A 26354-nucleotide genomic window follows, 5' to 3' on the forward strand; every position below is an offset into this window, starting at 1 on the left:
ATTGAACTCGGTATGAAACCGAAGCTACCCCTGTGAGTTCAATGAATCAACCCTCTAGAATGGGGTCATGCACCGAACCAGCTTCGCGGAGATGCACTGCTCCATCGGGCAGTCCCTGGAACTCGTCGGGGAGTGGTGGACTCCGCTGATCGTGCGGGACCTCTACCTCGGTCTGCACCGGTTCGACGACATCGCGGAGAACCTCGGCATCTCCCGCAACCTGCTCACCCGCCGGTTCGACACGCTGGTCGGAAACGGCATCGTGGAGCGCCGGGTGTATCAGGAACGGCCGCTGCGGCACGAGTACCACCTCACCGAGGCCGGCCGCGAACTCGTGCCAGTGCTGATGGCGCTGATGGCATGGGGCGACAAGTGGGCTACGCCGCCGGGCGGGCCGCCGGTGCGTCTGTTGCACGACGACTGCGGCGAGACGTTCACCCCACAGGTCAGCTGTTCGGCATGCGGGAAGCCGGTGACCGCGACGACCGTGACGGCACTGCCCGGGCCCGGCGCCGCCTCGGGACCTGGCACAAGGGTCCTGGCCCGCCACCGTTCCGACCCGGACGGTGTCCTGGCCGAGGGGCGAGCCGGAGGCGCGGCCGTCGAATCGGAGTGAGCGTGTGGGCCGAGCCGCAGCACCTTCGGCCGCCGTTCGGCGTGATACGGACGGGCGAGTACCCCGAGTGGAACGTGGTCGCGGCTACGGACCCGAGCGAAGTCGCGGAATCAGCCGCGGCTGACCACGCCCGTGCGAGTGCCAGCGGCTCGCCACCCGCCGCGCCGGATAAGTTCAGGCGACCGACCAACCTGAACAGGAGCCAGTAGTGCCTATCGAGCACGAAGCCAAAATCCTCGGCATCGACCCCGACACCATCGGACAGCACATCGTGGACAAGGGCGGCCGAAAACTCGGCGAGCGATTCATGCGCCGCTACGTCTACGACATCACGCCGGGCGATGAATCGAAGTGGATCAGGCTGCGTGACAACGGAACCCGAACCACGCTCGCCGTCAAGCAGATCACCAGCGACGCCATCGACGGCACCCACGAAGTCGAGGTGGGCGTCGACGACTTCACCGCCACCAACGCACTGCTCGAGATGCTGGGCTTCACCGCGAAGTCCTACCAGGAAACCAGGCGGATCAGCTTCGTGCTCGACAGCGCCCAGCTCGAGATCGACACCTGGCCGCAGATCCCGCCGTACCTGGAAATCGAAGCCGCGACGAAGGATGAAGTGATCCGGATCGCCGAACTGCTCGGCTACACCGAAGCCGACCTCACCGGCGAGAACACGATCAAGATCTACGCCCGGCACGGCATCGACCTCAACACCGTCCGCGAATTACGGTTCTGAGCTGATCTCCCACTCGGACTACTCGGAGGCGCGCTAGTGCAAGCACGTTGGCGCGCAAAGTCTCACTATCAGATGGCCGGGGGTCGGCAATGCCCCCGGCCCGAGACACGTGCAGTCTCGGTACCGAGGGCCAAAGTGGTGTGCGAGTAGAGCCCGGCTGCTCGCCGGGCCATGCCACTACTTCTGCGGTTCGGCCGGCTTGCCCGGCATGGGCGAGTTGATCGTGGTGAAGTACTGGATGGCCGCGCCGATGGCGACCGGGGCGGTGACCAGGATCTGGCCGGCGACGGTGCCCAGTGCTCCGACCGCGACGATGCCGCCCAGGCAGCCGACAGCCGCCGCCGGGATGAACGGGCCGAACATGCCGACGATGGTGGCGGCGGCGACGGTGGCTCCGGCGATGCCGCCGAGGATGCAGCCGACCGACGCGCCGCCGATGCCACCGACCAGGGTGCCGATCGAGGCGCCCACCGAGATGGTGCTGGTCATGCGGGACCAGGCCGCCTGCTCACGGTCGTACTCGGTCTTCCACGGCGCCTTGTCCTCGAAAGGGAGGGCGACCGGCTTGTAGGTGGCGTGCGCCATATCGAACTGCGGAGTCAGCGTGGCGGTGCGGTCGGAAATCTCGGCGGCGATGGGGAATTCGAAGTCGTCGATGCGGAAGGTCAGGGGCGCGCCGGCAACGACGGTGCCGTCGGCGGCCTTGACCTTCAGCATGTGGTCCTCGACCACCAGCGAACCGGCGTCGATGGTAATGACGCTGGAGGTTTCGGTGGCGTAGGCGGTGAAACCGACGGCTTCGGCCTTGGGGGACGCGGCCTCGGCGGAATCGGCCTCGACGGACGTGCCTTCGCCGGAGGTGGTCTCGACGGACGTGGTGTCGGCGGGAGCGACGTCGGGAGCGGCCGAGCTGGTGCCCGCGGCAATGCTCACCGCGGCGGTGGTGAACGCGGCGGCCAGGGCTAGTTTCGTGATCTGCATGGGAATTCCTTGGTTTCGGAGGCATGGCGGTACGACGGCCATACCTATGACGTTCGGTAGGTCGTGGGTAACGGGCCTTCGCCCGGTGGATGTGTGAACTAGGAGGTGGCGCGCACCCGTCCGACGAGGCCGAGCAGGATGTCGACGGCGAGGAAGGCGAGCAGGCTCAACCCGACCAGCGGGACGAACCAGCCGACCACCAGCGCGGCGGCCAACAGCGGCACGGCCAGCCACGGCGCGCTCTGGCGCAACGCGCCGCGCCGCGGAGCCCGGCCCATGGCGAACCGCCCCGCGTCGCGAGTCGGTCGCCTGCGCCACCACAGCAGGTAGCCGCGCACGATCACGGTGATCAGGCCGATCATCGCCGCGAGCAGCAACAGCTGGTTGAGCAGCCCGAACATCAGCCCCATATGGAACTGGATGCCCCAGTTGGTGAGCTTGGCCATCAGCGGCCAGTCGGCGTAGGCCAAGCGGTCGGTGATCGTGCCGGTAGCGCCGTCGACCGCGACCGCGTCGACGGTGTAGGTGCCGGGCATCCGGCGTTCCTTCACCGCGAATGCCTTCCCGGGTGCGCCCGGAATGGCGATCTCGGCCGCTTGGGTGATCCCCTCGGCGCGGGCGGCCGCATATACCTGATCCAGCTGGGCGATCCGGTCGGCCGGGTCGGCGGACGTGTGCTCGACATGGCCGCCGCTGTGATGATCGGAACCCGAATCATGCGCGGAGGCAGTGCTTCCGGGCAGCGTGGTGCTGACCGCCGGTGTGGTCCAGCTCAATTGCTGACGCAGTTCGGTGATGTTCTCACCGGCGTACGTAGACCAGGTCATACCGGTCACCGAAAGCAGCAGCGCCAGGGGGAGCACCCAGATACCCACCGCGCCATGCCAATTCAGTGTGCGCCCGCGCGCGCGTTGCGACCGGTCGGCCGCGAACAGCCAACCCCAGCCGTTGCGGGCGCGTCGGCTCCGCACGCGGCGCACCCAGATGACCAGACCGGCCAGCCCCACGATCCACAGCCAGGACGCGGCGAGCTCGCTGTAGATCCGGCCCGGCTCGCCCAGGTGCAGGTCCCGATGCAGTTTGTCGATCCAGGTGCGCATCGGCAGCGCACCCGAGCTGCCGTAGACGACGGAATCGCCCACCGGCAATGCGGTATACGGGTCGACGAATACCGCGCGCCGTTCGGACTCACCCAGCGAGGGATCGCTGAACAGCACGCGGGTGGTGTCCTCGGCGCCAGCGGCCGGAGCGACCGCGACCAGCTGCAAATCCGGCTGGATAGCGAGCTGTGTGGTGACGGCGGCACTGACCTGCTCCGAGAGCGGCTTCGGTGTTCCGGTCTGCGTGACTGTCAGCAGGTCGCGCGACATGATCGACTCGAGCGTCGGCGATATCGCGTAGAGCGCACCGGTGAGGGCCGCGATCAGGATGAACGGTCCGACGAACACACCTGCGTAGAAATGCAGCCGCATGGTGAGCGCGTACAGGCCATTGCGGCCGGACCGGCCGGTGGCGGCGGGGGTGTCCGACGGCTCCGGTAAGGCGTCGGACGTGGTTATTTCTGTTGTACTCACGGTCGTTTCGTTTCTGACGTCGGGAACCCGGGCGCGGGAAGCAGACCGTCGTCCTGAGTGGCCGATGCGCATGTGGCGCTCTTGCCGACGGCGGACAGCGCGTACCTCGCACGCAGCCGGTCGCACGTCGCGGAACTACGTTCGGCGACGGACGTCTCGGTCGAGGTCGAGGGCGGCGGACGCGCTCACCTCTCGGGGGCGCGATATCTGCCGCGATACGCGGAAGGTTGCCATGCGAACCCGCGCAACGGCGTCGTCTCCGCACGCTCAGGCGTGGGCACGAGGATGCGAGCGAGCAAGACTCAGGCCACGGCGTTCCTTACACCGGGTGTGGGGAAAGATCAGACAGCGACCGGAAGCGGCGGACCGCGCGTGCGCAGCGATTCGACGGCGAGCACCCGCAGGATGACGCGGTCGCGATGGTCCGTGCGCAGCGGCGCGCGGTCCGCGACCACAGGCGGAATGTGGCGCACCGGCAGCACACGGGACAGCACCGCCGTGCCGATCCGGTACGCGGCCTCCGCGCCGCGGATCACGACGGACGCCGCGAGCGCCGCGAACAGGTGTGCGGTGAGCATGGTGGGGGTCAGCTGGGCATCACCGTGATGCACGTGTCCCGAGCTGATGCCCATGCTGAAGTGACCGAGTAACTGTCCGGCCACGAGCGCCGCGACCAGCCCGGTCGAGGACTCGCGCAGCGGGGCCAGACCGGCAACCAAGGCGCCGACCACGGCGGACGCGGCGGCGAGCAGCGCAAGCGTGGTGGTATCCGGTGACATTCCGCCGGACGCCCACCCGTGTGCCGCAACGGAAATGGCACCTGAGATCGCACCGGCCGAACCACCGCGCACTTGCGCGACGGCGCCGCGTCGTCCCGCGGCAGGCCGGTCGATACTCACCCGCTGATGATAGCCGACCAATTGCACGCGATCCTCGATGAAGGGGCATCCGGTCACGGACGGCAGTGCGAGGTGGCGCTGCACGCGCCGCTCGTGAAGCTCTCGGACCAACCTCGACGTGGCGGTACTATTGCTGCCCCGTCCTGGTAGGCGACGGCTCCTCGAGGGCTCCATCGCCTTCGGGGCGCCCAACGGTCGGCGCCGGCCGTGGCTTCGCCATGTCGGTGAGCGGGCGGCCGCCGCCGGCGTTTTTCCCGGGCAAGGACCGACCGGTGCTGATTGCACTGTGCGAGGTGGGTTGGGGCCGGTCGAGCCGGTGTAATGCGAAGGCCGCGACGACACCGATCATGCTGAGCCCAAGCCAGACCGCCCAGTCTGCTCCGAGGTCGCGGGCGGCTCCGACAACCGCGCCGGTGGCGAGGTTGCCCGCCAAGATGCCGACACCCACCACCGTGTTGTAGAACCCGTAGTGGGTCGCCACCAGCTTTCCGCCTGCCAGGGACACGACGGTGTCCATCTCGAACGGAAAAACCGCCGCCGTGCCCACGGCCAGCAACGCGGCCGACACCAGTAGCGCCGTCACCGCGGCACCGGTACCGAATCGCTGCGAGTCCGGGATCGCCATCAAGGGCAGAAACGACGCCGCAAGAATTCCCATCCCGACAACCAAGCTGCGCCCGGAGCCCCACCTGGCGGCGAACCATCCGGTGATACGCAACTGCCCGGCCACAGCTACCACTCCCGACACTACGAACACCGCCGACACCAGCAGCTGCGATTGTGCGCCCGCCACGAATTCCGCCTGCAGCGGCAGCGCGAGATACACCTGGAACGACAGCACATACGAGCCGATCATCGCCACCGCGAACCACACGAACCGCGGGTTACCGGCTACCGTCCGCCAATCATCGAGCACTCGGGTCTTCTCGACCGCCACCTCGGCCCGGCGCGCGGGCAGCGCGAACAGCTGCGCCACCGTCAGCGCCGCGAACACCACCGCCGCCACGCCCGCGGTCACCCGGAAATCCAGCGCCATCAGTGCCAGACCCACCAGCGGTCCCGCCAGGATGCCCGCCTGATAGAAGATGTTGAACACCGCGAACGCTTCCACCCGCCGCTCCCCGGTATCGGCCGCGAGATACGCCCGCACCGCCGGGTTGAACAGCGCACCGGCGAAACCCGTCGCCGCCGAAGCGATCAGCAACCCCGGCAGTGACGTCGCGAACACCAACAGCGCGAAACCGCCGGTGCGCAGCAGGCAACCCGCGACGATGAGCGGTTTGTAGCCGAGCCGGTCGGCCAGGGTGCCACCGAGGAGGAACATGCCCTGCTGGGAGAAGTTCCGTACTCCCAGCACGAGCCCGACCGCCCACGCCGCCAAACCGAGCGGACCAGCCAGGTATCCGGCCAAATAGGGCATCAGCATGTAGAAGCCGAGATTGATGCCGAACTGGTTGACCATCAACAACCTGGCGGCGAGGTCGAAGCTACGAAACTTTCGGAATACCGTCACGAGGCCGACTCCCCGATGCCGGCCGAGTCGCGCGGATCGACGACCGTCGCGCAGCGAGTCCAGGAACGGACCACCCGCTCGGCCGGATGCGCGATGGTGTCCGGTTCCACCGGCGGGTCGGCATCGAGCAGACCGTGCTCGTGGCAGTAGGCGTCGTTGTAGACGGTGTCGAAGTAGCGGTGCGGCCCGTCCGGGAACACGGCCGCGATCCGAGCATCGTCATCGTGGACGCGGGCCGCCCAGCCGGCGACCAACGCCACGGCACCCACACTCCAGCCGCCGGAGGCATAGTGCGTCGCGGCCAAGGCGCGGCAGGCCCACACCGCCTCCGACGGAGCTACCCAATGCACCTCGTCGAAGGCGCCGTAGTCGACATTCGTCGGGTAGATGCTGGAGCCGAGGCCCCGCATCAGGCGGGGACCCGCCGGTTGGCCGAAGATCGTCGAGGCCACCGTATCCACGCCGATGAGCGTCAGGTCCGGGTTGAACCGGCGTAGCACCCGCGCCACTCCCGCCGAGTGCCCACCGGTACCCACCGCGCACACCAGCACATCGACTGAACCGAGCTGTTCGATCAGCTCGAGCGCCAGGGATTCGTAGCCGGCGACGTTGTCCGGATTGGTGTACTGGTCCGGGCACCACGCATCGGGTTCCCGGTCGAGCAGTTCGTTCACCCGGTCGCGGCGCGCCTGCTGCCAGCCTCCGGTCGGATGCGGCTGCGCCACGAGATCTACCCGCGCCCCATAGGCCGCGAGCATCCGCGCGACGATGGGCTCCAGACCCGTATCGGTCACCACAGTAACCGGGTGCCGGTAGGCCATCCCTGCCAGTGCCAATCCCAAACCGAGTGTGCCACTGGTGGATTCGATCACCCGCGCCCCCGGTGCCAGATCGCCGCGTTCCTCGGCGCGGCGCACCATGTGCAGTGCCGGGCGATCCTTCATGCCGCCGGGATTGAATCCTTCGAGCTTGGCCCAGAACCCGCGGCCTGCGGGCGCCAGCGGAGCGCCGACCCACAGCACCGGGGTATTTCCCACCAAATCGCGCGGCTGCCGAGCAGCATCCGGTGCGGTGACGAGAGCCGCCGGCATCAGCCTGGGATTGTGCAGCACAACCTTGTTCATCTTGTGGCTTCCTGTATCGAGACCGCCGCAACAAGGCGGCTAAGACGTGAGCGGGCAGCGAACACCAGCCGACAACGCAATAAGCGTCGGCTTGGCGCTGACCGATCAGCGTCGCGAGATACAGAACCGCGTGAGAATGTCCCGCCCATCGGCAACGGGCAGACACGCCACCGGCGGGCCACGCACGCCACCGCCGGTAGACCACAGAGCGGTCGCGACAACCACGACCACAGCCAGGATCAAGGTCAACAGCTGCACCAGCAGCGGCCCAGCAGCGGTGCCCGGCAACACCGACTTGACGATGCAGTGGACCATATGCGGACCGCAGTCATCGTCGAAAAGGTCGATGACCCCATGCTCGAGATCCGCCGACACAGAATGTGTGACATGCCCGGCGGCCGAGGTGTGCGTCGGATGCAGATGTCCAGCGTCACCCAACAGCGCACAGTCGATCATCGGCGCTACAAGCAACACGGCCATCAGCAGTGCCGCAACATAGCCACCGCGCCGCAATCGACCTATGACGCTCACAGTGAACCAATCGTAGCGACGCCGCGGTCGCTGGTGAGCATTCCACCGGGCAGTCTGTCCAGGCCGGACCCGCCGGGTGTGGCGGGTCCGGCCGCGTGGGCATCGTGACCGACCGGCTCGGAGGGTGCCGGCCCGATTGCGGCGCCGACACCGAGCGCGATCCCGAAGACCGCCGCGAGGCCGAGGACGAAGCCGGCGAACTTGCGGGTCGCGTTCATCGGGAGGCTCCTTGTTCCAGGCAATGCGGGTAAGTGATCAGTCGGCGAGTTGGTAGCCGGCTTCATCGACCGCCGCGGCGATCGCGTCGCGCTCGACGGGCGCCCCGCTGTCGATCGTGACCAGTCCACTGGCGAGGTGGACATCGACGGACGTGACGCCGTCGATCTTTCCGACCTCCTCGCGGACCGACGAGACGCAGTGACCGCAGGTCATGCCGATGACCGTCACGGTGGTGGTGGTCGCGGTGCTCATGGTGTTGCCTCCTGGTGCCATAAACATACCCCTCTAGGGTATATCATCATGCGATTTCGGTGACCTGCTCCTGTGCGGTGGCGCGCATGGTCATCGCGGTGATGCCCGCGCCTGTCAGGGCGATGACGGCCGCGCTGAGGAAGGCGGCCGAGAACCCGTTGGTCAAGTCCGGCAGGCCACCGGTCTGATCCGCGCCGAACACCGCGGCGACGGCGGTCATCGCGGCCAGCCCGACGGCGGATCCGACCTGGTAACTGACGTTGACGATGCCCGAGGCCAGACCGCCCTCCTCCGGGCGGGCCGCGGAGATCGCGGTACCGAGGGAAGGAATGAAGGCCAGTGACATTCCGCCCGCCGCCACGAGCGAGGCGGGCAGGACATCGACCCAGAAATTGCCCGTCGGACGCACCAGTGACATCATCGCCAGCCCGAGTCCGAGCACGATCAGGCCGGTCACGATCATCGGCTTGGCGCCGAATCGCTGCATCGCCCGCGGAGCCAGCACCACCATGCCGAGCATGATCAGGGTCGTCATCGGCAACAGTGCCGCGCCCGAGGGGAAGGCGCTGTAACCCAGCACCTGCTGCAGGTAGAGGTTCAGGAAGAACCACATCGGCACCCATGCGGCCCCCAGCAGCAGCTGCGCGATATTGGCGGCGGCCAGGTTCGGGGCACGGAAGATGCCCAGCCGCATCAACGGTTCGGCGCGGCGTGTCTGGATGAACACGAATCCGGCCAGCAGTGCCGCCGCGACAGCGAGGACACCCCAGGTCCGTCCCGAAGCCCAGCCGATCTCCGGTGCCTGCACGATGGCGTAGACGGCCGCGGCCAAGCCCGCGGTGACAGTGACCGAACCGAGCAGGTCCACCGATCCGGAACGAGCCGGGGCGGCAGGCATCAGGGCGGGAACCGCGATCAACGCCAGGATGGCGATCGGGATATTGATGTAGAAAACCCACGGCCAGCTGATGTATTCGGTGATGACACCGCCGAGGAACACCCCCGCGGTGCCACCGGCGGGTGCCGCGGCGCCGTAAACGGCGAGCGCCTTCGTCAATTCCTGCGGCGAAGAGCCGAACAGCATCATCAGCAGGGTCAGAGCCGAGGGGGCGATGAGGGCCGCACCACCGCCCTGGACGGCCCGTCCCGCCAGCTCGATCGCCACATTGCCTGCGGCGCCCGCGATGACGGAACCCGCGAGTAGCACCGCCCAGCCCGCCGCGAACACCCGCCGCGCGCCGAGCAGGTCCGACAATCGTCCACCCAGCAGGAGCAAACCACCGAAAGCGATCACGTAGGCGTTGAAGACCCAGGACAGATTCTCCTGGGAGAAACCGAGTTCGGCCTGCATCTTCGGCAGCGCGATCCCGATTATCGAGGTGTCCATGATGACCATGAACTGAGCGGCGGCGATCACCGCCAAGGCCCACCACCGCCGGGCGGTAGCGGGCTGTGTCTGCGTACTCATAACGACTACTTCCATTCTTCCGAGCGAGTAACCAGATCCGTACCATACCCCCCTAGGGTATCTCCTGCAATAGGATGTTGGTCCGTCACATACGGCTAGTGCTCGGACGGTTGTCGTCGCGACAATCTGGAGATTCGGATCCTCAGGAAATCGTGATCGGAGTGTGCACGGAGCTGATACGCGACCTCGAGCGCTGGTGGCCGCCGAACAACCGTGAGTATGGGCGCATCGAGCGTCGAGAACCTCGACCGACGACGGTGTCCTTCGCGTTATACCCCTACGGGGTAGAGGCGACGTTCCATATGCGATGACGGCGTGGTGAACGACGTGGGTCCGGTCGAGATCGACGTGCCCCGCGACCGCGACGCTAGTCTCGATCCGCAGATCGTGCGCAAGCGGGCGACATTCTCGGGCTGTGGGCCGGTGACGGCTGCGAGGGCGCGAAATTCTCGGCGTATGCGGCCACGACCGTGCGAACCAGTCTGCCGGATGCGACTGTGGCCCTGAGCATCCGCTCAGGGCCACAGATCCAACGAATCGTCAGCTGGCGTTCGGACGTCGAGTACGCCGCTTCGATAGTCCTGGACGCGCGCGGATCAGCCCGCTTCGATCTCCATCTCGATCAGCGGCTTGCGCAGCAGCTTGCCGGTCGCGTTGCGGGGCAGCTCGTCGAGGAAGACCACCTCGCGCGGGACCTTGTAGCGGGCCAGGTTCGCTTTGACGTAGTCCTTGATCTCCTGCGGGTCCCGTTTGGAATCGGGGCCGGGGACCACGAAAGCGCGCAGCCGCTTGCCGAACTCGCGGTCGTCGACGCCCACCACCGCGGCTTCGAAGATGTCGTCGCGGCCCGCGATGAGATTCTCCACTTCGAGCGGGAAGACGTTCTCGCCGCCGGAGACGATCATGTCGTCGTCGCGTCCGTCGATGTAGAGCAGCCCATCGGCGTCGAAATGCCCGACGTCACCGCTGGACATCATGCCGTCGACGATCTCCTTGGTGCGGCCGTCGGTGTAGCCGGTGAAGGCGAACCCGTTGTCCACGAAGATCGTTCCGGTGACGTTCGGCTGAGTGATCGGCTTGCGGTTCTCGTCCAGCAGCACGATGCGGATGCCGACCGGAGGGCGGCCCGCTGTGGTCGGCGCTTTGCGCAGGTCCTCAGGGGTCGCGACGGTCATGACGGCGCACTCGGTGGAGCCGTAGAGGTTGTAGAGGCTGTCGTTGAAGTAGTCCAGCGTGCGGGTCACCACGTCCGGCGCGATGGCCGAGCCCGCCGCGAAGATCACCTTGATGCTGCTCACGTCGTACTCGGCGAGCACGTCTTCGCCCAGGTCGAGGATGCGCTGCAGCATGGTGGGCACCACCACCAGCGAATCCGCTTTGTACCGGGCGATATTGGCCAAGGTCTGCTCCGGGTGGAACCGGCGCTGCTGGAAGATCACCCGGTTGCCGAGGGCGAGACCGAGGGTGAACTGGGACAGGCCGGTGCCGTGGAAGATCGGCGCCGCCATGATCATGGTTCCGTTGTTGGGCAGCGGTACCCGGTCGACGAACTGAGCGGAGGCGAATGGGCTGACCCGATCGCGGGGCGCGCCCTTCGGAGTCCCGGTGGTGCCGCTGGTCAGGATCACCATGCCGCCGGGTTTGACCGGCGCGGGCAGCGGCGCGGTGGAGTGGCCCGCGCTGAGCGTTTCGACGGTCGGAATCGACGGATCGACGTTGTCGGTCTCGTCGACCCAGGTGAGTATGCGCGGGATCGCGGCGGGGATTGCGCTCATCAGGTCGATGAACTCGCTGTCGTGCAGCACCGCTTTCACGTGCTCGCGCTCGGCCACGTCGGCGAACTGCGGTTTGGCGAAACCGGTGTTCATCAGCACCGCGCGCACGCCGAGCTTGCCGGTGGCCAGCAGGCTCAGCACCATGCCGCGGTGGTCGCGGGCCAGGATGGCCACCACGTCACCGGGATTGATGCCTTGGGCCTGCAATCCTCGGGCCAACGCGTTGGACTGCTCGTTGAGCCGCCCGAAGGTCAGCTCGCCGCGCTCGTCGACGATGGCCGCGGCGTGCGGCCTGGTCTGCGCGGCGTGCATGACGACTCCGGCGAACGGCCCGAATTTCAGCACGTTGCGCGCCGAGCGCGCCGCATGGTCCGGGCGCAGCGGATTGAACAACCGCCGCTTCACCATAACGTTCACGCCAAGGGCCAGATCGCCCGCCTTACGGGCAGTGTCGGCCAGCGGGGGGAGGGAGAGAGACATCGACAACCTTCCGGCGGCGCACCCGGCGGTCCTCCGAGTGGTGCGGGCCGCAATTTCGAGAGCCAGTGCTGCCGCTAACAGTAGCAAGCTTCTGTGACCGGATGTGTCACGTATCTCGCGGATTCCTACCGGCGGGTAATGCGCTGTGTTGCAACGCCTGCGGCGCTGCGTGTTCGCTGCCCCTTGTGGCTCGCTGCTGAGCGATCATCGCCGGCGAATGCGCCGCGGACGCGGCGATCACGCTCGCAGGTCTTCGGTCTTCGCGGCTGTATCCGTCGGCAGCGCCTGGGGAACGCGAGTGGCGCTCGATGGTCTCGCGCGTGGTGGTCGCTGCACGGAAGAGGCGCGGTGGCATGGCTGGCGCCATGTCACCGCGCCCATTCGTCGATCAGGCCTTGACCTCGTAGTCCACCAGCACGCGGCGCAGCAGCTTGCCGGTCGCGTTGCGCGGCAGGTCTTCGAGGAAGACCACCTCACGCGGCACCTTGTAGCGCGCCAGGTTGTTCTTGACGTACGACTTGATCTCCTCGCCGTCGGGCGTGTGGCCCGGCTCCGGGACGACGAAGGCGCGCAGCCGTTTTCCGAACTCCACGTCGTCCACGCCGACCACGGCCACGTCGAAGACGTCGGGCCGCTCCAGCAGCAGGTTCTCCACCTCTTGCGGGAAGACGTTCTCGCCGCCGGAGACGATCATGTCGTCGTCGCGGCCGTCCACCATGAGCAGACCGTTCTCGTCGAAGTGGCCGACGTCGCCGCTGGACATGAAGCCGTCGATGACCTGCTTGGTGCGGCCGTCGGTGTAGCCCTCGAAGGGCGCGCCGCTGCGGATGAAGATGCGCGCGGTGGTGTTGATCGCGGTGACCTGCTGGTCGTTGTCGTCGAAGAGCCGCACCTCGCAGGTGATCGGCGGGCGCCCGACGGTGCCGGGTGCCAGGGCGAGGTCCTCCGGGTTGGCCACGGTCGCGACCGCGCATTCGGTGGAGCCGTAGAGGTTGTAGAGAACCGGGCCGAACGCCTCGGTGGCCTTGATCGTGAGCTCGGGGGACAGCGCCGAACCGGCCAGCATGATCACCTTCAGCGAGGAGGTGTCGTACTTCGCCCGGATCGCCGGATCGAGTTCGGTCATCCGGTGCAGCATGGTCGGCACCGCCACCAGCATGTCGACCTTGTGGTCGGCGATTGCCTTCAGCGTCGCCTCGGCGTCGAAGCGGCGGCGCACCACCACCTTGTTCGCCAGTGCCGCGCCGACCAGCCAGGTGGCCAGACCGGTGCTGTGGAAGATCGGCGACACGATCATCATGGTGCCGCGCTGCGGGAAGGGGATGCGGTCCACGAACTGCGCCGTGGACAGCGGAGTGACCTTGGTGCGCGGCGCGCCCTTCGGCAAGCCGGTGGTGCCGCTGGTCAGGATGATGAAGCCGCCGGGCTTGCTCGGCGCGGGCAGCGGCTCGGCCGAATTGGCCGCGACCAGGTCGTCGAGCGTCTGCGTGCCGGCGGGAAGGGGGGTGCCCTCATCGACCCAGGTCAGGTAGCGCGGCATGTCGGCGGGCAGGGCATCGAGCAGACCGAGGAATTCGCTGTCGTGCAGCACCGCCTTGACCTTCTCGCGCGCGCACACCTCGGCGAACTGCGGTTTGGCGAACCCGGTGTTCATCAGCGCCACCCGGACGCCGAGTTTGCCCGCGGCGGCCATGGACAGGATCAGACCGCGATGGTCGCGCGCCAGGACGCCGATCACCGTGCCCTCGGTGATGCCCGCCGCCTGCAGGCCGCGTGCGATGGCGGTCGACTGCTCGTCTACCTCACGGTAGGTCAGCGTGCCCGCCTCGTCGGCGATGGCGGGCGCGTCCGGCGCCACTCGCGCGGAGTGCCGGATCAGTGTGGCCTGCGGGCCGAGGATCTTCGACTCCTTCATGGTCCGCAGCGTCTCCAGCGGCTTCCTCGGGTCGCTGACGCCCGCGGCGCGCAGCACCCCTAGCGCCTTCACAATCTCCAGCGTGTGGGCCACTTTCATGTCGACAAAACCTCCACAAAACCCTCGCGTCGGTACTCGACCTAGCGAACCAGTACGGCGTGTTGTCCGCCACCGTAGCAGTGCAGAGTGTGAGAGGTCACAACGAAATCAGACAAATCCGTCTCGGAGCGGTCACGACCGACGTGGGTGGGCGTAACCTCCGCCTTCGCTCCGGCTGTGTAACTCCGCCTTCGCTCCGGCCGTGCGCGGGGTGAGGACGGACTCCGTCCGACGGCACCGATGGGCGGGTCACGGACTCGATTCTGTCTTTTTTGTCCTGTGTCACCGGGCGGGCGGGCTACCCTCGCAACGGCTCGAGACCGCTCGAAGGGAGACGCGGCCAATGTCCGATTCGAAGGACCGTGAACCGTTCATCGATGTTCCCGGCGATCTGCCCGGTATCCGGGGTCTGTTCGCCTTCAAACCCGAAACCGGCGCTGCGCTGAGCGAATTCGCGCAGACTTTGCTGCGCGGGTCCTCGCCGCTCAGCCCGGGGGAGCGCGAAACCATCGCCGCGTACGTGTCGTCGCGCAACAAAACCTACTTCTGCACGCAGTCGCACGCGGCGACCGCGGCGGTGCTGGTGGAGGGCGGTCGCGACGCGATCGACGCCGTCATCGATGACGTGGAGTCCGCGGCCATCGATCCGAAACTGCGCGCGCTGCTCCGGATCGCGGACAAGGTTCGCCAGTCGGGCCTCGACGTCACCCAGGAGGATGTCGAGAACGCTCGCGCGGCGGGCGCCAAAGACGAGGACATCCACGACGCGGTCCTGGTCGCCGCGGCGTTCTGCATGTTCAATCGCTACGTGGACGGCCTCGCCACGATCGCGCCACAGGAGCGCGCTACTTATGAGCAGATCGGCCAGCTGCTCGCCACCGCCGGGTACGTTGCCGCCGGAGCGGCCCAAGCCCCGGGCGCTGCTGAGGGCGACCAGTAGGAATCATGCGGGGCGGCCGGTGCCTCGAATCGGCCGCCCGCGAGCTCGCCGCGGGCCGGGAAGTCGGCCTCAGGGCAGCCCCCAGGCGAATCCCGCTGCGATCACAATGCAGCTGACAATGGCGATGACGACGATGCTCCACATGGGTGCGAAGGCTACGGAGCGTAGGGCTCCAGGTCCATAGCCGAGACAACACTTCGTGGGTCGTAACAGCAATCCGGTGCGAGTTGAAACCCGCACCGGATCGCTTTGCCGCACTGTCCAATTCAAGCATCACTTCAGCTCGGCGCTGGCCTTGCCGAGCACGCGCCGCGCGACTTGCTGGATCTGCTGGGTGCCTTCGAAGATGTCCAGGATCTTGCTGGCGGTTCGCGGTTGCTGATCGGAGTGTGCGGAAATCGTGTCCGACCGGGGCGTTATGGTCGTGCTGATGCTCGCTGGTTCTTGCGCGTTTCGAACGTCGCACGGGCTGGTGACGGCCGGTGTAATTTGGCCGATGAGCGCCGATGAGTTTCGAGCGCGCAGGAGGTCTACCCGGTCATGAGGAAACTGATCTACGGGTTCAGCGTGTCCCTGGACGGCTACATCAACGACCGCGATGGCAGCATCGACTGGACCAATCCGGACGAGGAGCTGCACCAGTTCCACAACGACCGCTACCGCGAGATCGAGGTCTCGCTGCACGGCCGTCGCCTGTACGAGCTGATGGCCGAGTACTGGCCGCACGTGCCCGAGGATGCGCCGCGCATCGAGCGTGAGTTCGGCAGGCTCTGGACGGAGAAGCCGAAGGTCGTCTTCTCCCGGACGCTCACCGATGTCAACTGGAACAGCACGCTGATCAGCGAGAACGCGGTCGAGGAGGTCCGCAGGCTCAAGGCCGAAGGTGATGGCGTCATGGAGGTCGGTGGCGCGAGCCTCGCGGCCTCGCTGATGCCGCACGGGCTCATCGACGAGTACCAGCTGTTCCTCTCGCCCGTGGTGCTCGGCGGCGGCACACCGCTGTTTCCATCGCTGGACAAGCGGGTCCAGCTCCGATTGGCCGAGACGAGGCACTTCAACACCGTGGTGATGCTGCGCTATCTCGCCGACTGAGGTCTGTTCAACCGCAGCAGCCTCCGCTACCAGACACGCCCGACGCCACCACGTTGATCATTTTGTTGGGACCCGAACAAGGAAACCGGTGCGAGTCGCCAACCAGACTCGCACCGGTTTCCGTTGTCTACCAGCCTATTTCAGCTCGGCGCTGGTCTTGCCCAGGACGCGCCGCGCGACGATGAGTTGCTGGATCTGCTGGGTGCCTTCGAAGATGTCCAGAATCTTCGAGTCGCGGCCCCACTTCTCCAGCAGCGTGCGCTGCGAGTAACCGATCGCGCCGGCCAGTTCCACGGCCTTGAGGGTGACGTCGGTGCCGGTGCGGCCCGCCTTCGCCTTGGACATGGACGCCTCGAGCGAGTTGGGCTTCTTGTTGTCGGCCATCCATGCCGCGCGCAGGGCGAGCAGGTAGGCGGACTCGTAATCGGCTTCCATCCGCAGGAATTCGGCCGCGGCGGCGTGCTGGCTGTTGGCCGGGGTGTCGTAGGAGATCTCCACGCCCGCCGCGGTCAGGATCGAGCGCAGCTCCTCGAGCGCGGCGCGGGCGACGCCGACCGCCATCGCGGCGACCAGCGGACGGGTGTTGTCGAAGGTCTGCATGACCCCGGCGAAACCCTTCTCCACGTTGACTTCCGGGCTTCCGAGGATGTTGTCCTTCGGAATCCGGCAATCCTGCAGCAGCAGCACGGCGGTGTCGGAAGCCTTGATGCCGAGCTTGTGCTCGAGACGCGCCACCGACAGGCCGGGGGCGTCGCGCGGCACGACGAACGACTTGATCGCCGCGCGGCCGAGGCTCTTGTCGAGCGTGGCCCACACCACGATGTGGGTCGAGCGCTGACCCGCGGTGACGAAGATCTTCTCGCCGTTGAGCACCCACTCGTCGCCGTCGAGCACGGCGGTGGTGGACACCGCGGCGGAGTCGGAGCCGAAGGACGGCTCGGTGATCGCCATCGAGGCCCACACCTTGCCGAAGCGCTTCAGCTGCTCGTCGGTCGCGACCGCGGCGATCGCCGCGTTGCCCAGACCCTGGTAGGGGATCGACAGCATGAGGCCGACGTCGCCCCACGAGGTCTCCAGCGCGTTGAGCAGCGCGGACATGTTGCCGCCGTTGGTGTTTCCGAGCAGTTCGGTGGCGTGGCGGTCGCTCTCGCTGTCTTCCGAACGGCCACCGGCCGCCCCGCCGATCTTCTGGGTGCCGGAGTCGGCCAGGCCTTCGACCATGGCGGCCATGGTGTCCAGTTCGACGGGGTAGTCGTGCTCGGCGAGGTCGTATTTGCGCGAGATCGGGCGGAAGATCTCCTGGGCCACCTGGTGCGCCTGGTTCGCGCTGGCCCGCAGCTTCTTGGGGAGTTCGAGGTTGATCATGGGTGAGGTCTCCTGGAAAACGGAACGGGCCGGTTAGACGAGCACGACACCTTCGGCGACGCCGATGGCCCGCAGGTCGCGGTACCAGCGCTCGACCGGGTGTTCCTTGGTGTATCCGTGGCCGCCGAGCAGTTGCACGCCGTCGAGGCCGATCTGCATGCCCTTGTCGGTGGCGAGCTTGCGGGCCAGCGCCGCTTCCCGGCCGAAGGACAGGCCCTGCTCCGCCCGGGAGGCGCCGCGCAGGGTCACCAGCCGCAGGCCGTCGAGTTCGATCGCGATATTGGCGACCATGAACGCCACCGCCTGGCGGTGCGAGATCGGCTCGCCGAACGCTTCGCGCTCGTTCACGTACGGGATCACGTAGTCCAGCACGGCCTGCCCGGTGCCCGCGGCGAGCGAGGCCCACCCGAGGCGGGCCAGGCGCACGGCGTCGGCGTACTCCTCGGCGCGGGACTTGGCGTCACCATCGCCCAGGATGGCGTCGGCGCCGACCGCGACGTTGTCCAGGATCACCCGGCCCAGTCCAGCCGCGCGCAGACCCATGCTCGGGTCGGCCTCGACGACAAGGCCGGGCGCGTCCGATTCGACGATGAACAGTGCGGGACGGCCGTCCAGCTCGGCGGCGACCAAGAACAGTTCGGCGTCGGCGGCAGCGGGTACCAGGGACTTCACCCCCGAGATGCGGTAGCCGCTCGGCGAGCGCACCGCCTTCGTCTGCAGCGCGAACGGGTCGAACAGGGCGCGCGGCTCGCTGATCACGACCGACGCCTGCGGCACGTTCTCCCCGGTAAACGCGGGCAGGTAGGTCTTCTGCTGCGCGTCGCTGCCCCACTGAGCGAGCGCGACCGCGACGCCGCTGGGCGCCAGGATGGGCAGGGCCAGACCCATGTCACCGTGCGCCAGCGCCTCGGCGACCAACGAATTGGTGACCGCACCACGCTCCGAGGCCGCGCCCTCGAGTTCCTCCGGGACGTTGATCAGGGTGATGCCGAGCTCGGCCGCCCGCTCCAGCAGGTCGCGCGGCGCCTTGGCGGCGTTGTCGGCCTCGTAGGCGGCCGGGCGCAGGATCTCGGCGGCGAATTCCTTCACCGTCTCGACGATCATCTGCTGCTCGTCGGTCGGGGTGAGGTCGAAATAACCCTTGGTCTTCGCCTCGTTCGCCGCCAGACGCTTGGGCGCACCGGTGCCTGCGACCTTGGCGAAGGCGCGGGTCGCGGCGCCGAGCGTGCGGAAGCCGGTCTTGGTGCCCTCGTAGGTGACGCGCTCGATCGGCTTGCGCAGGTTGTACTTCTCGGCCAGTTCCGACCCGGTAATGGTCGTCATGACTCGCATCGCCGCGCCCATCCAATCCCGCTTGGGTTGGTTCAGGCCGACCGCGGACGTGTCTGGACGTCGCTTCGTTGCGCTGTCTCGAGTGCTCATCATCTACCTGTTTCTCGGATTTCTCGGATGGGTGGAGCGGTCTGTCCCCAGCAATCTTACTCTTGAGTAAGGCTATCTTACTTCGGAGTAAGAAGAGCGTCGAGGTGCACCTTACGCGGGGAATCCGGGTCAGGCTGGACAAGTGCCCATAATCGCGCCGGTGGTGCTCCGCCCTCTGCTCGCGCTACGGCGGTCACCACGATGAGCTGTAGTTCTGTCGGTGTAACGGCACCTCGACCGAACCAGCTGCGGTTGACTCCGCTGCTTACTCTTGCAATGGCATCGACCGATGCCGATTCGTTGCTGTCGCGTTCCGGCGATCCCGGCTGGGTCGTGCGCGCGGAGACTGATGCCGCGTGAATTTGCGCGACGGACGGAGAGCTCGAGCTCGCCTTGCCGGACCAAGACGGCAGGCCGATCCGAGCGGCCGACCGCATCGTCGCAGATAGGATCCGCCTCATGTCAGCGATCTTCGACTGGGCCCGGCCGGACAACCTCCAGCCCGAGCCGATCACGGTCGACATCTGGTGTGAGCTCCCAGAGGAATTCTGCCGACTGGTGGAGGTAGTGAACGGAGACGCGGTTCGCTCCGAATCACCGACCCGGGCTCATCAGAAAGCCGTCCATCGGCTGCTCGCGATGCTGGAGACCGCGGCGCGCGAGCACATGGCCGGAGACCCGTCGGCGTACCTGGACGCGAACCATGATTTCGATGTGGTGCTCTGGGAGGTGCCACGAGCGACCATTCGACGTCCCGACATCGCGCTGTTCGAATGTGTACCGGCGGATGTCCGACCGGTACCCGCGCGGCATCTGAAGGTCGCCGTCGAGGTCATCTCGCCCAGTCATGTCAAAACCGACCGGCTCGCGAAGATGGGCGAGTACGCCGCTGCTGGTATCCCCTGGTATTGGCTGGTCAGCGTGTCGGACAGCGACGTAATCTCGATCGAGACCTATGGCCTCGACCACAGTGTGGGGCACTATCGACTGGCCCGGGTGCTCAGGCCCGGCACGGCGTTCGCCGTCGATCTCCCTATTCGGATCCAACTCGACTGGGACCAGCTGACCGACCCGGTGCTGTGACACTCCTTGCAGTCCGGTCGCCCAACTGTCTTCACCGCGTTTAGGTGTAGCCGAGCCGGTTCATCGGCTGAAGCGATCTCCGGCTCGGACGATCACTCCCGGACGTAGTACCGCAACGTCCCGTATGCCGTCAGTGCGGCGAACACGATGCCGACCGGGGCGATGATCAGCGCGGTCATCACGATGTCGTCACCGGTGATGCGGGGGAAGACCTTGCTGGCGAACAGGTCGCCGAGGGCGCGGTCGATCACCAGTGGGCGGGCGGCGAGCAGACCGATCATCGCGAGCGCCGAACCGGCCAGCGCCGCGGCCATGGCTTCGAGCAGGAAGGGCAGCTGGGTGTACCAGCGTGTCGCGCCGACCAACCGCATGATGCCGACCTCGGTGCGCCGGGTGAACGCGGCGATCTGCACCATGTTCGCGATCAGCAGCAACGCGGCCAGCGCTTGGAGCACGGCCAAGCCGAATGCCGCGTTGCGCAACCCGTCGAACAGGCTGACCAGCCGGTCCACGATGTCCTTGTCGTTGCGCACCATGCCGACGCCGGGCCGATCGTAGAACTTCTCGTAGATCGCCGGATACAGCTGCGCGTTCTCCATCTTCACGCGCAGCGACGCGGGCAGCGGCGTCTCGCTGACGTACTTGGCCAGCTCCGGCTGGTCTTTGAAGGTCTTCTCCTTGGCCTCGCGGATCGCCTCGTCCCGGTTGAGGAACTGGACCGACTCCACGCCGCCGGTCGCCTTCAGATCGGCCATCAGTGATCGGCACGGGTCCTGCGAGCAGTCCGGGTCGCTGGCCGAGACGTCCTCGGTGAGGTACAGCCGCACCTCGAGGCGGTCGAGGAAGTATTGCTCGGTCTTGTCCGCGATGCGCACCGCGAGCAGACCGCCACCGAGCATGGTGAGCGAGACCGCGGTGGTCAGGATCATCGCGATGGTCATCGTGACGTTGCGGCGTAGGCCCGCTGCGACCTCGCCGAAGAGGAAACTCGCGCGCATTACCGGCCCACCCCGTAGACGCCGGTCGCCTCGTCGCGTACCAGGCGGCCGCGATCGAGCTCCACCACCCGCCTGCGCATCGCGTCGACGATGTGGTTGTCGTGGGTGGCCATCACCACCGTGGTGCCGATGCGGTTGATCCGCTCCAGCAGCATCATGATGTCGGCGCTGGTGTCGGGATCGAGGTTGCCGGTCGGTTCGTCGGCCAGCAGCACCAGCGGCCGGTTCACGAACGCGCGCGCGATCGCCACACGCTGCTGTTCGCCGCCGGACAGCTCGCTCGGCAGCCGATCGGCCTTACCACCGAGGCCGACCATGTCGAGCACCTCGGGGACGGTGCGCTGGATGACCTGGCGTCGTTTGCCGATCACCTCCAGCGCGAACGCCACGTTCTCGTAGACCGTCTTCTGCTGCAGCAGCCGGAAGTCCTGGAAGACGCATCCCATGCGCTGACGCAGCTTGGGCACTTTGCGGCCCGGCAACCGGTCCACCCGGAAGTCGGCGACTCTGATCTCGCCGGATGTGGGCGACTCCTCTTTGAGCAGCAACCGCATGAAGGTCGACTTACCCGAGCCGGACGGTCCGATGATGAAGACGAACTCGCCCTTGCCCACATCGACGGTGATGTTGTCCAGCGCGGGTCGCGTCGAGGTCGGGTACGACTTGGTCACGTTCCGCATGGTGATCACGGGGAGCCAGTGTAACCAGCAACCGCGCGCGGCCTGCGTCGTCAACCGCGGGTGACAGCGTGGCGCGCCGGTACGCCCGTCAGGGGCTCGGCTGATCGGATAGCACCGCCGCCGGAACGGCGTTGATCAGCGTGGTCGGCACGGTGGTCGTTTCATCCGGTTTCACGAATACGTACAGCACGAAGGTGGCGACCCAGGTGGCCATGAGGATCGCCGTGGATCTACGCGGTCTCACTGATTCCCTCCCGGCGCAAGGCTGCAGCTACCCGCACCCGCAGTTCGCGTCCGACTTCGAATTGTTTGCCCGGCAACGTGCGGGCAACCATTCGGATGTTCATTTGGTCTACGGTGAGGTCTTCGACACCCATGACGGTGGGCTCGTCCAGCAGCAGTGGCTTCAGACGAGCGTCTTCGTACGCCTTTGTACCGACCTCGTGCAGGATCTCGTTGACCCTGGTGATGTCAGCGCTCGCGGCCACCGGCACGTCGATCGCGGCGCGCGCCCAATCCTTCGACAGATTGGTGACTTTCACGATCTGGCCGTTGGGCACGGTGATCACCTCACCGTCCGCGTTGCGCAACGTGGTGATCCGCAGCGTGACGTCCTCGACCGTACCCTCGGCCTGCTCCGCGGCTCCAGTCACCGCGATGCGGACCACATCGCCGAATCCGTACTGCCGCTCGGTGATCAGGAAGAACCCCGCGAGAATGTCCTGCACGATGCGCTGGGCGCCGAAACCGAGCGCGGCGCCGAGCACCGCGGCGGGCGCGACCAGGCCGGTGACGGCGAAACCGAGCCGCCGCAGCACCTCCATGGTGATCAGCACATAGACGATGGTCAGCACCACCCACGTGATCACCTGAGCCAGCGCGTGCCGGTGCTTGGCCGCCTCGGTGCGCACCAGCGCGTCGCTGCTGCGGAACCCGGCGTCGATCTTGCGGGTGACCCGGTCCCTGACGTACGTGGCGAACCGGCTGAACAGCACCGCCCCGAGAATGAGCAGCACGATCTCCAGGCCCGAACCGCGTAGCCACGTGGTGAAACCGGTGGAGGCGATCGCCTGGATTCCCGCGACATTCATCTAGCTCGCCTGCTCTCGCATTCTCCAGCGGATACCGGACTCGATGAACCCGTCGATGTCGCCGTCGAGCACCGCCGACGGATTGTTGACCTCGTGGTTCGTCCGCAAGTCCTTGACCATCTGGTAGGGGTGCAGCACGTAGGAGCGCATCTGATTGCCCCAGGACGCGCCCTCGTTGGTCTTCAGCGCGTCCATCTCGGCGCGCTCTTCCTGCCGCTTGCGCTCCAAGAGCTTGGCCTGCAGCACGCGCATGGCCGAGATCTTGTTCTGCAGCTGGGATTTCTCGTTCTGGCAGGTGACCACGATGCCGGTGGGAATGTGGGTGATACGGACCGCGGAGTCGGTGGTATTGACGCTCTGGCCGCCCGGACCCGACGAGCGGTACACGTCGACGCGGATCTCCGTCTCGGGCACCTCGATGTGGTCGGTGGTCTCCACCACGGGTAGCACCTCGACCTCGGCGAAGGAGGTCTGGCGACGGCCCTGATTGTCGAACGGGCTGATCCGCACCAGGCGGTGCGTGCCCATCTCCACCGACAAGGTGCCGTAGGCGTACGGGGACTTCACCGCGAAGGTGGCGCTCTTGATGCCCGCTTCTTCGGCGTAGGAGGTGTCGTAGACCTCGACCGGGTACTTGTGCCGGTCGGCCCAGCGGATGTACATGCGCATCAGCATCTCGGCCCAGTCCGCGGCGTCCACGCCGCCCGCGCCGGAACGGATGTTCACCAGCGCGTCGCGCTTGTCGTATTCACCCGACAGCAGCGTGCGGACCTCCATTGCCTCCACGTCGCCGTGCAGCGCGGCGCGCTCGGCGTCGGCCTCGGCGATCGCGGCGGCCTTGGCCTCGCCCTCTTCCCCCTCGGCCAGCTCGTAGAGCACCGGCAGGTCGTCCAAGCGCTGGCGCAGCTCCTCGACCCGGCGCAGCTCGCCCTGGGCGTGCGAGAGCTCACTGGTGACCCGCTGTGCGTGGTCCTGGTCGTTCCACAGGTCGGGGTCGGCGGCCTGATGCTCGAGCTCGTCGATACGACGGCGCAGCTCGTCGATGTCGAGGACCGACTCGACCGTCTTGAGTGTGGCGTCGAGTTCGGCGAGATCAGCGGAAACGTCAGGATGCACGATCGTCAAGCCTAGCTGCCCGTCGACGGGCGCAGCACACGAGTGCACGCGGGGTGATCCAGCACGGCACCGGCGCGTCTGAGCTGCGCCATCCGTGGTCCGAGTGGACAGATCGCCCGAGCGTCGTGCGCTCTCCCTTCACCCGGCACCGGGCGGGTGCGGTGTGATGGACGCCTCATGGGTTCCTACCCTAAACGTCGACCGCGCTTGGCGCAGTTGCTGTTTGGAATTCGGCGTGCTGGGCGTGGTGGTCGGCCCGCTGTTCGGTCGCCGCTGATCAGCGATGCGGCCACGAGCCGTCGGATTCACTTGACGATGAGTATCTTTGTCGAAACCCAACAGGATCGGTATCTGGCGACTCCCTCCTGCACGAGGCGGTATGCGCCCGACGCGATGTGAGCCACCTATCAGTTCAGTGCCGAGTCCCGGGGAAGGACGCTGCCCGGTCTGTGGGGATTCCGCCGACGACTTTTCTGGCGGACTTCGAGCCACTGCACGGGAGAGTTGGACCGTTCTCATCGCCGTCACGGTGCGCGAATGCTTGCTGCGGTGGTCGGTTCGGCGACCGACCGCAGCTGTCGATCTTCCGCTGTCGTGTTCTCGGCAGGATGCCGCTCCGTCAGCCGGAGACGGCCCGCAGTGCGCCGGGGCGGCGGCCGGCGAGCGTGTCGAGCGCGGCCGCGCTGGCGTCGTCCGCCGGGAGATAGACGATCACTTGCTGGTCGTCGTCGGCGGAAAGATCGAGAACCTCATAGGCGAGGCGGAGTGGCCCGGCATCGGGGTGCGCCAGCCGGGTGACACCGGTGGCGGCAGCCAAGCTGGGCACATTGTCCACGCGGTCGGCGAACGCGGGACCGACGGTGACCGTGAGTTCGTCCGCGAGGGCGGCGATATGCGGATCGGCGCGAAACGGGCCTTGCTTCAACGTGGCGACCGTCTCATCGGCGACATGCTCCCAGTCCGCGTAGAAACGACGGGCGTCCGGCGCGCAGAACACCAGACGCGCCAGGTTGGGCGGGGTATCGGGTCCGGAAAAGAGGCCGGTCGGCGCCATCAGCCGGTGGTAGCCGTCGGTGTAGGCGAGAACTTCGGTGAGGCGGTTGACCACCACGGCGGGCGCGGGTTCGAGACGGTCCAGGATCGCGCGCACCGTGGGCCGCACGTCACGCAGCGGCTGCGCGTCGCCCATGCAGCTGAACCCGCTGTCGACCGACTTGCTCAGCCGGTGCAGGTGGACGCGCTCGGCGGGGGTCAGCCGCAGCGCGTCGGCCAGCGCGGACAGCACCGGCGGCGAGGGATGACGGTCGCGGCCCTGCTCGAGACGGGTCACGTACTCCACGCTCACACCGGCCAGCGTGGCCAGTTCGGCGCGGCGCAATCCGGGGGTGCGCCGCCGCGCTCCGGTCGGCAGGCCGACCTGTGCGGGTGTCACGGCTTCACGGCGGGTGCGCAGGAACAAGCCGAGCTCGTTATCGCTCACGACTGCGCCTCGCTGGCGCTCGGCTCCGTCGTGCGCGACGGCGCGCTGCGCTTTCGGTTCACTCGCTGACGCTCGCTCACGACTGCGCCTCGCCGGCGCTCGGCCCCGTCGTGCGCGAGGACGCGCTGTGCTTTCGGTTCACTCGCTGACGCTCGTCCACGTCTCGAACCTAACAAGGCGAAGCGGCCGGAGGGTGTCCCTGCCACTACCACTCTTACAGCGGTCTCCCTGGGCCGGGCGGCGGGCCGCAGATTGGGTTGCAGCGGCCGATCCGGGTCGCTGGCAGTGATCCGAGGAGGAACAGCATGTCCAACGCCCCACTGAAGCTCGCGGTGATCATCGGCAGCGTCCGGGAGGGACGCTTCGGCCCCGTCGTGGCCAGCTGGTTCACCGAGCAGGCGCGGCGGCACGGTTCGTTCGAGGTGGACGTCATCGATCTGGCCGAGGCGCAGATCCCCCTGGAACTGCCCGCGGAGCCGCCGGCGCTGGACCCGGCCCCGGTGCGCCCCGAGGGGATGACCGACCTCACCCGTCGGCTCGCGGCGGCCGACGCTTTCGTCATCGTCACGCCGGACTACAACCGGAGTGTCCCCGCTTCGCTCAAGGCCGCCATCGACTGGCACTTCACCCAGTGGGACGCCAAAGCGATCGGTTTCGTCGGCTACAGCGGAGCCAGCGGTGGCCTGCTCGCCATCGAGCACCTGCGCCAGATCTTCAATGAACTCAACGCGCACACGGTGCGCAATTACGTCTCGTTCCCGCGCTACTACCTGCTCTTCGACAGCGAAGGCCGGTTGCTGGAACCCGACGAGCCCGCGGCCGCGGCGGCGGCGATGCTCGACCAGTTGCACTGGTGGGCAAGCGCGTTGACCGCGGCCAGGTCACTGCCGGTGGCGTGAACC

25 protein-coding genes are annotated in these 26354 nt (G+C 67.1%); 6 read left to right on the forward strand and 19 right to left on the reverse strand.

Annotation, left to right across the window (positions count from 1 at the left end; genetic code table 11):
* The first annotated feature begins 67 nt into the window (after positions 1 to 67).
* Positions 68 to 616: a winged helix-turn-helix transcriptional regulator gene (locus ACWPXK_RS09700; protein ID WP_454195722.1), complete on the forward strand. Its 549-nt coding sequence runs from the start codon at positions 68 to 70 to the stop codon at positions 614 to 616.
* 208 nt (positions 617 to 824) lie between these two features.
* Positions 825 to 1355 (forward strand): class IV adenylate cyclase, encoded by a 531-nt coding sequence (locus tag ACWPXK_RS09705; protein WP_454195723.1) that lies wholly within the window; start codon positions 825 to 827, stop codon positions 1353 to 1355.
* Between the two features lie 177 nt (positions 1356 to 1532).
* Here the strand turns inward: ACWPXK_RS09705 and ACWPXK_RS09710 are convergent, their stop codons facing one another.
* From ACWPXK_RS09710 to ACWPXK_RS09760, 11 genes are all read right to left on the reverse strand, one after another.
* Positions 1533 to 2336 carry a hypothetical protein gene (locus ACWPXK_RS09710; RefSeq protein WP_454195724.1) on the reverse strand — a complete coding sequence of 268 codons (804 nt, stop codon included), beginning with the start codon at positions 2334 to 2336 and terminating at the stop codon, positions 1533 to 1535.
* Between the two features lie 98 nt (positions 2337 to 2434).
* Positions 2435 to 3910 carry a PepSY-associated TM helix domain-containing protein gene (locus ACWPXK_RS09715; RefSeq protein ID WP_454195725.1) on the reverse strand — a complete coding sequence of 492 codons (1476 nt, stop codon included), beginning with the start codon at positions 3908 to 3910 and terminating at the stop codon, positions 2435 to 2437.
* A gap of 341 nt (positions 3911 to 4251) precedes the next feature.
* Complete coding sequence (locus ACWPXK_RS09720) at positions 4252 to 4809, reverse strand: hypothetical protein (protein WP_454195726.1); 558 nt, start codon at positions 4807 to 4809, stop codon at positions 4252 to 4254.
* 127 nt (positions 4810 to 4936) lie between these two features.
* Positions 4937 to 6322 (reverse strand): MFS transporter, encoded by a 1386-nt coding sequence (locus ACWPXK_RS09725; RefSeq protein ID WP_454195727.1) that lies wholly within the window; start codon positions 6320 to 6322, stop codon positions 4937 to 4939.
* On the reverse strand, positions 6319 to 7446 hold the full coding sequence (locus ACWPXK_RS09730; RefSeq protein ID WP_454195728.1) for a PLP-dependent cysteine synthase family protein: 1128 nt from the start codon (positions 7444 to 7446) through the stop codon (positions 6319 to 6321). The genes ACWPXK_RS09725 and ACWPXK_RS09730 overlap by 4 nt, the downstream gene beginning before the upstream one ends.
* A 105-nt stretch (positions 7447 to 7551) precedes the next feature.
* Complete coding sequence (gene lpqS, locus ACWPXK_RS09735; protein ID WP_454195729.1) at positions 7552 to 7959, reverse strand: putative copper homeostasis (lipo)protein LpqS; 408 nt, start codon at positions 7957 to 7959, stop codon at positions 7552 to 7554.
* A 14-nt stretch (positions 7960 to 7973) separates the two neighbouring features.
* Complete coding sequence (locus ACWPXK_RS09740; RefSeq protein ID WP_454195730.1) at positions 7974 to 8195, reverse strand: hypothetical protein; 222 nt, start codon at positions 8193 to 8195, stop codon at positions 7974 to 7976.
* Between the two features lie 37 nt (positions 8196 to 8232).
* Complete coding sequence (locus ACWPXK_RS09745; protein WP_454195731.1) at positions 8233 to 8448, reverse strand: heavy-metal-associated domain-containing protein; 216 nt, start codon at positions 8446 to 8448, stop codon at positions 8233 to 8235.
* A 46-nt stretch (positions 8449 to 8494) separates the two neighbouring features.
* On the reverse strand, positions 8495 to 9916 hold the full coding sequence (locus ACWPXK_RS09750; protein WP_454195732.1) for an MFS transporter: 1422 nt from the start codon (positions 9914 to 9916) through the stop codon (positions 8495 to 8497).
* Positions 9917 to 10512: 596 nt separating this feature from the next.
* Positions 10513 to 12171 (reverse strand): acyl-CoA synthetase, encoded by a 1659-nt coding sequence (locus tag ACWPXK_RS09755; RefSeq protein ID WP_454195733.1) that lies wholly within the window; start codon positions 12169 to 12171, stop codon positions 10513 to 10515.
* Between the two features lie 388 nt (positions 12172 to 12559).
* Positions 12560 to 14185, reverse strand: a complete 1626-nt coding sequence (locus ACWPXK_RS09760) for an acyl-CoA synthetase (RefSeq protein WP_454195734.1) — start codon at positions 14183 to 14185, stop codon at positions 12560 to 12562.
* Positions 14186 to 14528: 343 nt separating this feature from the next.
* Between ACWPXK_RS09760 and ACWPXK_RS09765 the strand changes: the two genes are divergently transcribed.
* A complete protein-coding gene (locus ACWPXK_RS09765; RefSeq protein ID WP_454195735.1) occupies positions 14529 to 15125 on the forward strand; it encodes a carboxymuconolactone decarboxylase family protein in 597 nt (198 codons plus the stop codon).
* A 540-nt stretch (positions 15126 to 15665) separates the two neighbouring features.
* Entirely contained in the window at positions 15666 to 16217 is a 552-nt protein-coding gene (locus ACWPXK_RS09770; RefSeq protein ID WP_454195736.1) for a dihydrofolate reductase family protein, read from the forward strand.
* 135 nt (positions 16218 to 16352) lie between these two features.
* On the opposite strand, the gene ACWPXK_RS09775 is transcribed toward ACWPXK_RS09770, so the two are convergent.
* Together ACWPXK_RS09775 and ACWPXK_RS09780 are read right to left on the reverse strand one after the other, a co-directional pair.
* Positions 16353 to 17582 carry an acyl-CoA dehydrogenase family protein gene (locus ACWPXK_RS09775; RefSeq protein ID WP_454195737.1) on the reverse strand — a complete coding sequence of 410 codons (1230 nt, stop codon included), beginning with the start codon at positions 17580 to 17582 and terminating at the stop codon, positions 16353 to 16355.
* A 33-nt stretch (positions 17583 to 17615) separates the two neighbouring features.
* Positions 17616 to 19007, reverse strand: coding sequence for an acyl-CoA dehydrogenase family protein (locus ACWPXK_RS09780; protein WP_454195738.1), 1392 nt, complete (start codon positions 19005 to 19007; stop codon positions 17616 to 17618).
* A gap of 456 nt (positions 19008 to 19463) precedes the next feature.
* Between ACWPXK_RS09780 and ACWPXK_RS09785 the strand changes: the two genes are divergently transcribed.
* Entirely contained in the window at positions 19464 to 20087 is a 624-nt protein-coding gene (locus tag ACWPXK_RS09785) for a Uma2 family endonuclease (protein ID WP_454195739.1), read from the forward strand.
* A gap of 92 nt (positions 20088 to 20179) precedes the next feature.
* On the opposite strand, the gene ftsX is transcribed toward ACWPXK_RS09785, so the two are convergent.
* The 6 genes from ftsX to ACWPXK_RS09815 all read right to left on the reverse strand — a co-directional run bounded on the left by ftsX (position 20180) and on the right by ACWPXK_RS09815 (position 25452).
* Positions 20180 to 21085, reverse strand: coding sequence for a permease-like cell division protein FtsX (gene ftsX, locus ACWPXK_RS09790; protein WP_454195740.1), 906 nt, complete (start codon positions 21083 to 21085; stop codon positions 20180 to 20182).
* Positions 21085 to 21774, reverse strand: coding sequence for a cell division ATP-binding protein FtsE (ftsE, locus tag ACWPXK_RS09795; RefSeq protein WP_040781303.1), 690 nt, complete (start codon positions 21772 to 21774; stop codon positions 21085 to 21087). Before ftsE ends, ftsX begins: the two co-directional genes overlap by 1 nt.
* A 79-nt stretch (positions 21775 to 21853) precedes the next feature.
* Positions 21854 to 21979, reverse strand: a complete 126-nt coding sequence (locus tag ACWPXK_RS09800; RefSeq protein WP_454195741.1) for a hypothetical protein — start codon at positions 21977 to 21979, stop codon at positions 21854 to 21856.
* 16 nt (positions 21980 to 21995) lie between these two features.
* On the reverse strand, positions 21996 to 22856 hold the full coding sequence (locus tag ACWPXK_RS09805; protein WP_454195742.1) for a mechanosensitive ion channel family protein: 861 nt from the start codon (positions 22854 to 22856) through the stop codon (positions 21996 to 21998).
* Positions 22857 to 23972, reverse strand: a complete 1116-nt coding sequence (gene prfB, locus ACWPXK_RS09810; RefSeq protein WP_454195743.1) for a peptide chain release factor 2 — start codon at positions 23970 to 23972, stop codon at positions 22857 to 22859. It lies immediately after the preceding gene.
* A gap of 619 nt (positions 23973 to 24591) precedes the next feature.
* The gene (locus ACWPXK_RS09815) at positions 24592 to 25452 is read right to left on the reverse strand and encodes a helix-turn-helix transcriptional regulator (protein ID WP_454195744.1); all 861 of its coding nucleotides are present in this window, start codon (positions 25450 to 25452) and stop codon (positions 24592 to 24594) included.
* Between the two features lie 305 nt (positions 25453 to 25757).
* Between ACWPXK_RS09815 and ACWPXK_RS09820 the strand changes: the two genes are divergently transcribed.
* Positions 25758 to 26351 (forward strand): NADPH-dependent FMN reductase, encoded by a 594-nt coding sequence (locus ACWPXK_RS09820; protein WP_454195745.1) that lies wholly within the window; start codon positions 25758 to 25760, stop codon positions 26349 to 26351.
* Positions 26352 to 26354 lie beyond the last annotated feature (3 nt).

The organism is Nocardia sp. Marseille-Q1738, assembly GCF_965283145.1.